This window comes from Desulfitobacterium sp., from assembly GCF_035539115.1.
Taxonomy (GTDB): Bacteria; Bacillota; Desulfitobacteriia; order Desulfitobacteriales; family Desulfitobacteriaceae; genus Desulfitobacterium_A.
The window spans coordinates 1-8,705 of sequence record NZ_DATLJA010000102.1; the positions used below are offsets into that span (position 1 = coordinate 1).

Sequence of the window (8,705 nt, forward strand, 5' to 3'; positions counted from 1 at the left end):
GGAAAATAAGCAGGATGGCGATGACGAATATTAACTACATGATGGATATGACGAAATTGTTTTTAGATGGAGAAATTGACGGCATAAGTTATTCCCTGGACTTTCCCTATGAGGTGGAAAAGCGCTATCGGAAGATGGTTAGGGAAGATAGAGAATATGCAGAACTCATCTTTGAATGTCTCGTCGAAGAAGGAACCAATCGGTATAATGATCTGTCTGATGCTGAGTTCATTAAGCTTATCCGCAAGCAGTACGAATACATAAAGGTTAAACTAATTATGATGCCCCGATTTTCAAATGGCTGAAAATCGGGGTTAACTTTTAGGTAACGCTATTTGTTCCACCGCTTACTAATAACCTTCGTAATTATCCTGTAGCCCTTAGTCGAGTGAGCCGTGTGCAGTTCGTGATTCTGCGATGACGAATAAGCCCTCCTCAGAAATCGTCTTTCCTTTAGGTAGATTGCGGTAAACACTGGATTGATTGATGTTCAGTAATTCAGCTGACGGCAGATGGTGATCTTGGTTTTACAAAAATAGACGTGGCTTATTCTTCCGGCCGGGTCAGAGGATTTGATTAGATTTTTTTTCAACCAGGCTACCTTATAGGTAAGCTGGCCAACTTTGTTTCAAGTTCGGCGATGTGCTCATTGCAGTGTACGAGTTATATTTCGGATTCCGAAGCCTTTTTAGACACTTCGGAAACTCGTTCTAAGAACTCTTTTTTCTAGCGAGGTAGTACAGCAGGACTGATCTCATGTTTGGTAGCGAGCTCATTTATTGTGGTTTCTTCTGACAAGATTTCTTATACGAATTTGGCTCTGAAACTATGCAGAGTAGTTTGTTCTTTTCTTCATAGCTCTAGTATAACTTAGATTTTCTGTGTCTCACTGTATCGGAGCATTTTGCTTGTGTTGTTTTTAAATATTAATTATAAAACAGTTAGTTTAGAAATTTTGGTAAAAAATATTAAATAAATGGAGTGATGAGGTATGGAAATTTATCTAGATAATGCGGCAACTACCATGGTTGATAAAGAAATATTATCAATTATGAGAACTTACATCGTAGATAAATTTTATAATCCGTCAAGTTTGTACGTGGCTGCAAAAGAGGTAAAAATGGAATTAGAAAAATCCAGAATAAGAATTGCGGAAGCGTTAGGCTGCATGAAAAATGAGATATTCTTTACTTCTTCAGCCACTGAAGCAAATAATTGGGCTTTAAAAGGCATCGCCTCGCAATTCTCGAAAAAAGGTAATCATATAATTACTAGCCAAATAGAGCACTCTTCAGTACTGGAAACATGTAAGTATTTAGAAAAGAATGGTTTTGAAATTACCTATTTGCCTGTAGACCAGTATGGGATAGTGTCATTATCAGAACTGGTCAAATCAATTAAGAGAGAAACAATTCTAATTTCTATAATGGCAGCAAATAATGAAATTGGTTCTATACAACCTATTAATGAAATAGGCATTATTGCAAAAGAAAATAACATATTATTTCATTGTGATGCGGTACAAAGTATTGGTCAAGTTGATATGAATATAAATAAAGATAATATTAGCTTAATGTCCATATCCGGACACAAAATACATGGACCAAAGGGTGCAGCCTTATTATACTTGCGATATGGTACATTGATTGAGCCCTTAATACATGGCGGCGGTCAAGAAGGGAAGTTAAGAAGCGGAACAGAAAATGTTGCGAGCTGCATAGGTTTAAGTTATGCAGTACAAAAAGCTATTAGCGAATCAAATGAAAAATGTAGGAAGCAGGAAATTTTAAGGGATGAAATAATAAATAAAATTTTAGTTGATGTTTCGGGCTCGAAACTTAATGGTCATCCGCAAGATAGATTATCTAATAATATTAACATATCTATTGAAGGTGTTGATGGCAAATTTTTAGCCTATAATTTAGATAAAGTTGGCATAAAATGTTCAACTGGTTCAGCATGTAATTGCGGGGGAGATGCATCACATGTGTTGCTTGCAACGGGCTTACCTGTTAGTTTAGCAAAAAATACAATTAGATTGACTATAGACGATAAGTTAACCTCTGAAAAAATTAATTATTGTGTGGATAATATAAAAATGATTGTTGAGAAGGCGCGAGCTTGGTCAGTTAGGAGTAATGATTGATATGGGAAGTATTCAATATGGAAGCAATATGATGAATGTTCCTTTCTTATGGGAATTAGGGTATTTTGGTGATAAAGTTATTATAGCTGTTTTGGATACAGGTTGCGACTATACACACAAGGACCTGAAAAATAATATACTTGGCGGTATAAATTTTACAGATGATTATAACGGAAATAAAAATGAATTTATGGATAATAATGGCCATGGAACACATACAACAGGAATTATGGTAGCTAGCCATTCAAGTTCCGATTCATACGGAATAGCTCCAAATTCAAAAATAATAGCCTTAAAAGTATTGGATGAACATGGGAAGGGGAATAGTGATAATATAATTAAGGGTATTAAATTCTGTATTGATTGGAACGAAAAGAAAGGTCAGAATAAAATCAATATTATATCGATGTCTTTGGGAAGCGAGTTAAATACGGTAGAACTATACGACGTGATTAGAGAAGCTGTTAGAAAGAATATTATAATAGTAGGTTCTGCTGGAAATAATGGTGACGGAGACCTATATTCCGAAGAAATACAATATCCATCAATTTATGATAATGTTATACAAGTATGTGCAATGGATAAAAATAAACGAATTACTAATTTTTCCAATACAAATAAATTTGTCGATATAGCAGCACCTGGAGTTGATATTAAGTCAACATTTCTAAATAATAGTTACGCTATTTTTTCAGGTACATCTCAAGCCACTCCTCATGTATCCGCAGTAATAGCATTATTAATTAATAAATATAGATTTGAAGCTAGGCAGGACCCTTCGTATTTGCAATTATTAGAATACTTTTATAAGCACACAAAATTATTGGGGTTATCTAGTTATAGAGAAATCGACTTAAGAATGAACGGCGGAGCCCAAAGTTTAGTATCGTCGCCAGAATCTGAAGCTTTCTTGAAGCACAATTAAACACCCGGAAAAAGGCGACCTCTTAATAAAAGAACGGCGGTAGCGAGAGAACTCTGGGCATATCCTCCAACCTTTCACGATAAAAAGCTTAACCTTCTCAATTCAATCCGAAAAAAGATTTTACAATCAAGAAGAACTATGATCAATCGGTGAACCAAGGGATGGGGCATGGTGAGCCCAGTAGAGAAATACCCATTCTAATTGTAGTATAAACATCAGAAAAAACAACAAATAGACAAGATATCGAACAAAAAGAATTAAATGTCTTAAATGTCTTAAATGTTTGGCTTCTTAGGATTTAGGCATGTTTGTGGAGTAGGTTGGAAAGGAGAATAACACCCTCATACTCCGGCAGTGAAAAGCTGCCGGAAGTTCCTCAACAGGGCGACCAACAGAACTAACAAGTATGTTAAGAGGATTATACCAGATATTCCCTCAACCCGGACTATATAAGTAACGAGGTTATCATGTAGTGGATAACGTTGCTACAGCAAAGAGACCAAAGACATCAACTATATTGGATTTTTTCTAATAGCCGGGAATGTTTTAAACTGCCGTAGGCCTAGCTCATTTAACTAAACATCTAAAGAGGATGATTGCGAATAATTTCTGAGGAGCCCTATGTGGGAAATCCGCACGTCGGTTTTGATTGGGGCTGATAGCATAAGGTAGCGAGGCTATCTTCTACAACAACATGGTCAACCAGAGCAAGTTGATTCAAATTCTTTCTAAAAGGAGATGGATAAGTCGTCTCGCTAATCTATAAATTCCAAAAACTGGAGTTATGATTGAAGGTCTGTTTGAAGAAAGTTCAAAGTATGTACTAAAAGCGGATTATGCTAAGCCTTGTATAAGGGGACGTTATTGGCGTACTGAATGATATGCTCCCCTTGTGGTAGACAGTTGAATTGAGCCCCACATACCGGACAACAATAAAGAGCTCTCTCATGGTAGAACGAAAATACTACTTTGTGAGGGCTTTGCCATGGAACTAAAAGGAAGAGGCCAGAAATATCCAACAGAAAATAAACTTGAAGCAATGCCGGAGGAAGACAACACCAAGTATTTCATTATATCTCGATCGTCTAGCAGATCAACAGGGAGATCCTTTCCGTTGACGAATATGGAGGAAAGCAAACTATGGCCGCGAAGGCTCTGCCATCATCATAGACAACTGTCAGGATACTGTGTTCGGCGGTTTTGCTCCCAACAGCGAATCAGCGCAGATTTTATCAAAAGCCATGGGAAGCAAGACCGTCATGAGCGGCTCCGTCAGCCGGGGTAAAAACGACCCGTCGCAGAGCCTGCAAATGATCGAACGTCCGCTGATGACACCGGATGAGCTAAAGTCTATGCCCAAGGGTCATTTTGTTGTCACAAAGACGGGCACCTACCCGATGCGTACCAAGCTAAAGCTGTTTACGGAATGGGGCATAACCTTCGGCAAGCCTTATGAGATTTCCGAGAAATCGGCCCGGAGGGTGGAGTATGCTGACAGGCACAGGGTAGAGGAAGAAATCATCCGCCGGCACTCTGCCTGCGTTGATGTGACGGATGAAGCTGAAGCTGGTGCAGCCGCATCTGGGGGATTACTTCACTCGCTGATTCAGGAGCCGGAATCTCCTGCCAGGACAAAAGCACCTGTTCGGATTGAATAGGAGGTGAAGCTGTGGGTTACTTTTCTTCTCTTTATTCCTCGGAGCTTCCGCATCGTGCCAGGGCTGTCTATATGTACCTTCATGATCGATCAGATAAGGATGGCAAATGCTACCCGGCGATTGGTACCATCGCCAAGGAGTTAAAGCTGTCCCGAAGCACCGTCAAACGTGCTATAGCTGACCTTGTAAAAAGCGGCCGTATGCGTAAGGAACAAAGGTGGCGCGAGAACGGTGGTAAGGGCAGCAATCTGTATTATTTAATGCAAACGGATTTAGGCTGATAGGCTAAAAATGACCTTCCCCGCCGAGGGGAAGGTCTGTCTGCTTGTTGGACTATGGAAGGGTTCATGATGAACCATGAAGGTGAACTTATCACTCTAAGAAGATATATCGACAGAAAAAGAACAACAAATAATAACTATCCGTTTTATTGGACACTAAATGTGATATAATTTCAATATTATGATAATTTCATCTATAACAGGATTGCTACATATGAAAAGAAGCGTATTTTTTGCGATACTGGAAAGGCTTCAATAATCAGAGGGGGTGTAGGAGGTGGCCAACCAAACAGAGGAAATCAGAAAGTATATCTTTCGTATTCTGCAGCAGGCCAAGGAAGATGGGTACACGACAAAGGATATTCGTGCCGGAGATATCAAAAAGGAAATGGGCTTGGGCAACATACCCAAATCAATTTGTGATGCAATGCGAAGCATCCCTTGCTTTTCAAAATATGATGTGCTGGTCACACCTCCAAGCGGAAACAGCACCACTTTAAAACTCAGGTACTACTTGGATGATGCAGCACCCACACAGCCGGAGCACTCGGAAATTTTTACAAAAGGACGAGCTGATTATCAAACGATTGCAGGTCATAGACCAAAACAGTGGGAGCAAGTTGATATCGCCTTTCTGCTGAATAATGCACTTGCATTTCATGATAAGCTGACCAAAATAGAGAACCACAGATATCGGTCATGGGAGCACTGCTATTCGTTTTTTACCAGGCATAAATCTGCAGATGACGACGAAATCATCGACTTAATGTGTCTGCATCTTTCTAACTATTTGGCGAGCTGGGGAATGTTCCGAGGCGCAGCATTCCTGCTTCAAAAGGACTATAAGGTGCATCTTGAGGTTGTGCATTTAATGCTTAACGAACGGTTTGAAATTTTAAGAAGTAAAAACATACGTGAAATTGCACACAATGACGAGTACATAAATCGAATATTTGAACTCAACCAAAAGATCTCGGAAATTTATCGCAGAAAAACAACAGATTTTGAGAATGAAAATGGCCGAAACTCCTCCGATACGTTGATCTCAAAGATATTGCTGGGTGTGTTCGGCTGTGTACCGGCGTATGACCGCTATTTCAAAAGCGGACTTCGCAGCACAGGCATTGCCTCTGCACAGTTTTCAAAGGGTTCTGTCGCAGGAATGCTGCAGTTTTATGAGCATTATTATGATGATTTTGAAGCTGTACGCCTGAAGATAAGCGAACATGGCGTGGAGTACCCGCCGATGAAAATAATTGATATGTGCTTTTGGCAAATTGGCTTTGACAGCGATACACAAGAGATAAAAACAGAGCAGGAGTGATCGTCATGCCTAAGTCATCGAATCAAAAGTTAAAATTACTATATCTCTATAAAATTTTGAACAAGAGAACAGACGAGAATCACACCATGACAGTACAACAAATGATTGCTGAACTTGCTGCACTTGGAATTAAAGCAGAGCGCAAAACCATCTATGATGACCTCGAAGCCCTTCGGCTGTTCGGGGTTGACTTGGTGTGCAGAAAAAGTAAAACCCATGATTATTATGTGAACGGAAAAACCTTCGAGCTCCCTGAACTGAAACTACTGGTGGATGCGGTTGCGTCCGCTAAGTTTATTACAGAGAAAAAGTCAGGCGAGCTGATTAAAAAGATTGAAACTCTTGCAAGCGAATACGAAGCAAAAGATCTGCGCAGGCAGGTACTGATTTCAGGCCGGGCCAAAACCGAAAATGAAAAAATATATTACAATGTAGATGTTTTGCATCGGGCAATCGCTGATGAAAAGCAAATCTCATTCCGGTATTTTGACATCGGTGTGGACAAGAAGAAACATTACCGTGACGGACACCGAACCGCCTCACCCTATGCCCTGTCATGGGAAAATGAAAAATACTATTTAATTGCGTTTTATGAAAAGTATGATGGTATTTCTCACTTTCGAGTAGAACGCATGGAGGACATTACGATCCTCGAGAGCGTTATCCTCTCGCATCCTGAAGGTTTTAGCCTGAGAGAATATTCGAAAAGAGTGTTTTCCATGTTTGGCGGAGAGGAACATGAGATAACTTTGCGTTTTGACAACAGTTTAGTTGGCGTTGTTTACGATAAGTTTGGTCAAGACGTGGCAATCAAAAGTCCTGGCAAAGATAATTTCAAAATAACTGTAAGGGTAGCAGTCAGCCTGGAATTGTCAAATTTGGTGCAGTCATTAAACTCGTAAAAATAGTTTTGAGGAATGTGGGTACTAATTTATGGTTAGGATAGTGTTGGCTCTTATCTGCCGGAAGGATAGTGCGCTGCTGGAGAGCAACACGAGCAGCCGGTAGAGTTCTGCCAAGGATAGCCAGGGTATCACTTTGATCAACCCTGGTATCTTATTTTCCTATCCTTGGGAGAACCTTAAGCGTAAAACTCGAAAAACTTATTATCCAGCTCTCAGTAAGTTTTTCTGGTAATAGTGTGAGCGTTTCACCAAAGGAGGATAGCCTCCGTTGGTGGTGTAAATACGTTTACGATTGTAATAGATTTCTATAAAGCGAAACACAATGCTTTTGACGGCATTCATACTCATGACTTCGGAATTGATCTTGTAGATGCTTTCCTTTTTTAGTGTGGCAAAAAACGATTCCATCCGAGCATTATCGTAACATTTTCCTGTGCTACTCATACTTTGGATTGCGCCATACTGAGCCAAGGTTTGACGGTAAAGCCCACTGGTATACTGACTACCACGATCACTATGAAAGATCATTCCGTAAGCTTGATACCTTTTAACTCCGGAGGTAAACGCTTCAACACAAAGCCCTGCTCTCATGTGCTCGGCCATTTTTAGTCCTACAATGGTTCCGTCAAAGCAATCCATTACTGCCGCGACATAAAGCTTACCCTCCGATGTTGGAATTTCCGTAATATCTCCAATCCATTTTTGATTCGGTAATGCGGCGGTAAAGTCTTGTTTGATTAGATTGGCACTAGCCTGTGCTGCGAGATCCGCTTTAGTTATTCCTTTAGTATGATGCTTTTTCTTCAGCATGAGATGATGGGTTTTACAGAGCCTTAGAATTAGATAATAACTGCCGGTATAGTTCTGGTAGAGTTGTAAATGTAGATAAATTCTATACGCCCCGTAGTCTGGATTGTTTGCACGTATTTGAAGGATCTTCGCCAAAAGCTCATCATATTTATTAGGCATAGACTGATGCCTTAACCATTTGTAATAGCCGGTTTCACTGACTTGTAACACCTTGCACATTATTTTTATACTGTGCTTGGCTTTCTCCTTAGTCTTGTAAACCCATATCCACTGAAAAAGTTCACGTGCATCTACTTCTTTTGGCTCCCTGCGAAAAAACCTAAAGCTCTTTTTAGGATATCGTTAGCGGCTTCAAGTTCTTTTATTTTCTTCTCCATGGCTCTGACTTCTGCGGTTTTTGGATCGATTCGTTTATTTCCACTCCCTACAAAAGCGATGGATCCATACTGTTTGGTTCGGTTTCTCCATGTGTATAACGTAGTTACTGGGACCCCCAGTTGTTCTGCAGCTGCTCTAATCCCTAATTCATAAGACAATTTGATGGCCTCTTCTTTGAACTCTTTGTCATAGCCTCGCATCTGGATTACCTTCTTTCTTAATGGATATTATTACCAGAATTACGAGTTTTCTGACTATACTAAAATGATACTACTCCA

General features: G+C 39.8%; 8 protein-coding genes and 1 pseudogene. 7 read left to right on the forward strand and 2 right to left on the reverse strand.

What is annotated here, in order from left to right; translation table 11 throughout:
- The 7 genes and pseudogenes from VM640_RS16065 to VM640_RS16095 form a co-directional block, all read left to right on the forward strand.
- On the forward strand, window positions 1–305 hold a 305-nt coding region (locus tag VM640_RS16065), incomplete at its 5' end, for a hypothetical protein (RefSeq protein WP_325394038.1).
- 686 nt (window positions 306–991) lie between these two features.
- Entirely contained in the window at window positions 992–2,146 is a 1,155-nt protein-coding gene (locus VM640_RS16070) for a cysteine desulfurase family protein (protein ID WP_325394040.1), read from the forward strand.
- Window position 2,147: 1 nt separating this feature from the next.
- A complete protein-coding gene (locus tag VM640_RS16075; protein WP_325394042.1) occupies window positions 2,148–3,071 on the forward strand; it encodes a S8 family peptidase in 924 nt (307 codons plus the stop codon).
- Window positions 3,072–4,110: 1,039 nt separating this feature from the next.
- A pseudogene (locus tag VM640_RS16080) lies at window positions 4,111–4,729 on the forward strand (TraM recognition domain-containing protein); the annotation flags it as partial.
- Window positions 4,730–4,740: 11 nt separating this feature from the next.
- On the forward strand, window positions 4,741–5,010 hold the full coding sequence (locus VM640_RS16085) for a helix-turn-helix domain-containing protein (protein WP_325394044.1): 270 nt from the start codon (window positions 4,741–4,743) through the stop codon (window positions 5,008–5,010).
- Window positions 5,011–5,287: 277 nt separating this feature from the next.
- The gene (locus VM640_RS16090) at window positions 5,288–6,334 is read left to right on the forward strand and encodes a hypothetical protein (RefSeq protein WP_325394046.1); all 1,047 of its coding nucleotides are present in this window, start codon (window positions 5,288–5,290) and stop codon (window positions 6,332–6,334) included.
- A gap of 5 nt (window positions 6,335–6,339) precedes the next feature.
- On the forward strand, window positions 6,340–7,236 hold the full coding sequence (locus VM640_RS16095) for a helix-turn-helix transcriptional regulator (RefSeq protein ID WP_325394048.1): 897 nt from the start codon (window positions 6,340–6,342) through the stop codon (window positions 7,234–7,236).
- A gap of 204 nt (window positions 7,237–7,440) precedes the next feature.
- On the opposite strand, the gene VM640_RS16100 is transcribed toward VM640_RS16095, so the two are convergent.
- Together VM640_RS16100 and VM640_RS16105 are read right to left on the reverse strand one after the other, a co-directional pair.
- The gene (locus tag VM640_RS16100) at window positions 7,441–8,316 is read right to left on the reverse strand and encodes an IS3 family transposase (RefSeq protein ID WP_325394052.1); all 876 of its coding nucleotides are present in this window, start codon (window positions 8,314–8,316) and stop codon (window positions 7,441–7,443) included.
- Between the two features lie 23 nt (window positions 8,317–8,339).
- On the reverse strand, window positions 8,340–8,627 hold the full coding sequence (locus tag VM640_RS16105; protein ID WP_325394050.1) for a transposase: 288 nt from the start codon (window positions 8,625–8,627) through the stop codon (window positions 8,340–8,342).
- Window positions 8,628–8,705: the final 78 nt, after the last annotated feature.

Excerpts from the sequence above, each read along its gene's own strand:
- VM640_RS16070 (WP_325394040.1), top strand. The coding sequence starts at position 992 with ATGGAAATTTATCTAGATAATGCGGCAACTACCATGGTTGATAAAGAA.
- VM640_RS16075 (WP_325394042.1), top strand. The coding sequence starts at position 2,148 with ATGGGAAGTATTCAATATGGAAGCAATATGATGAATGTTCCTTTCTTA.
- VM640_RS16095 (WP_325394048.1), top strand. The coding sequence starts at position 6,340 with ATGCCTAAGTCATCGAATCAAAAGTTAAAATTACTATATCTCTATAAA.
- VM640_RS16105 (WP_325394050.1), bottom strand. The coding sequence starts at position 8,627 with ATGCGAGGCTATGACAAAGAGTTCAAAGAAGAGGCCATCAAATTGTCT.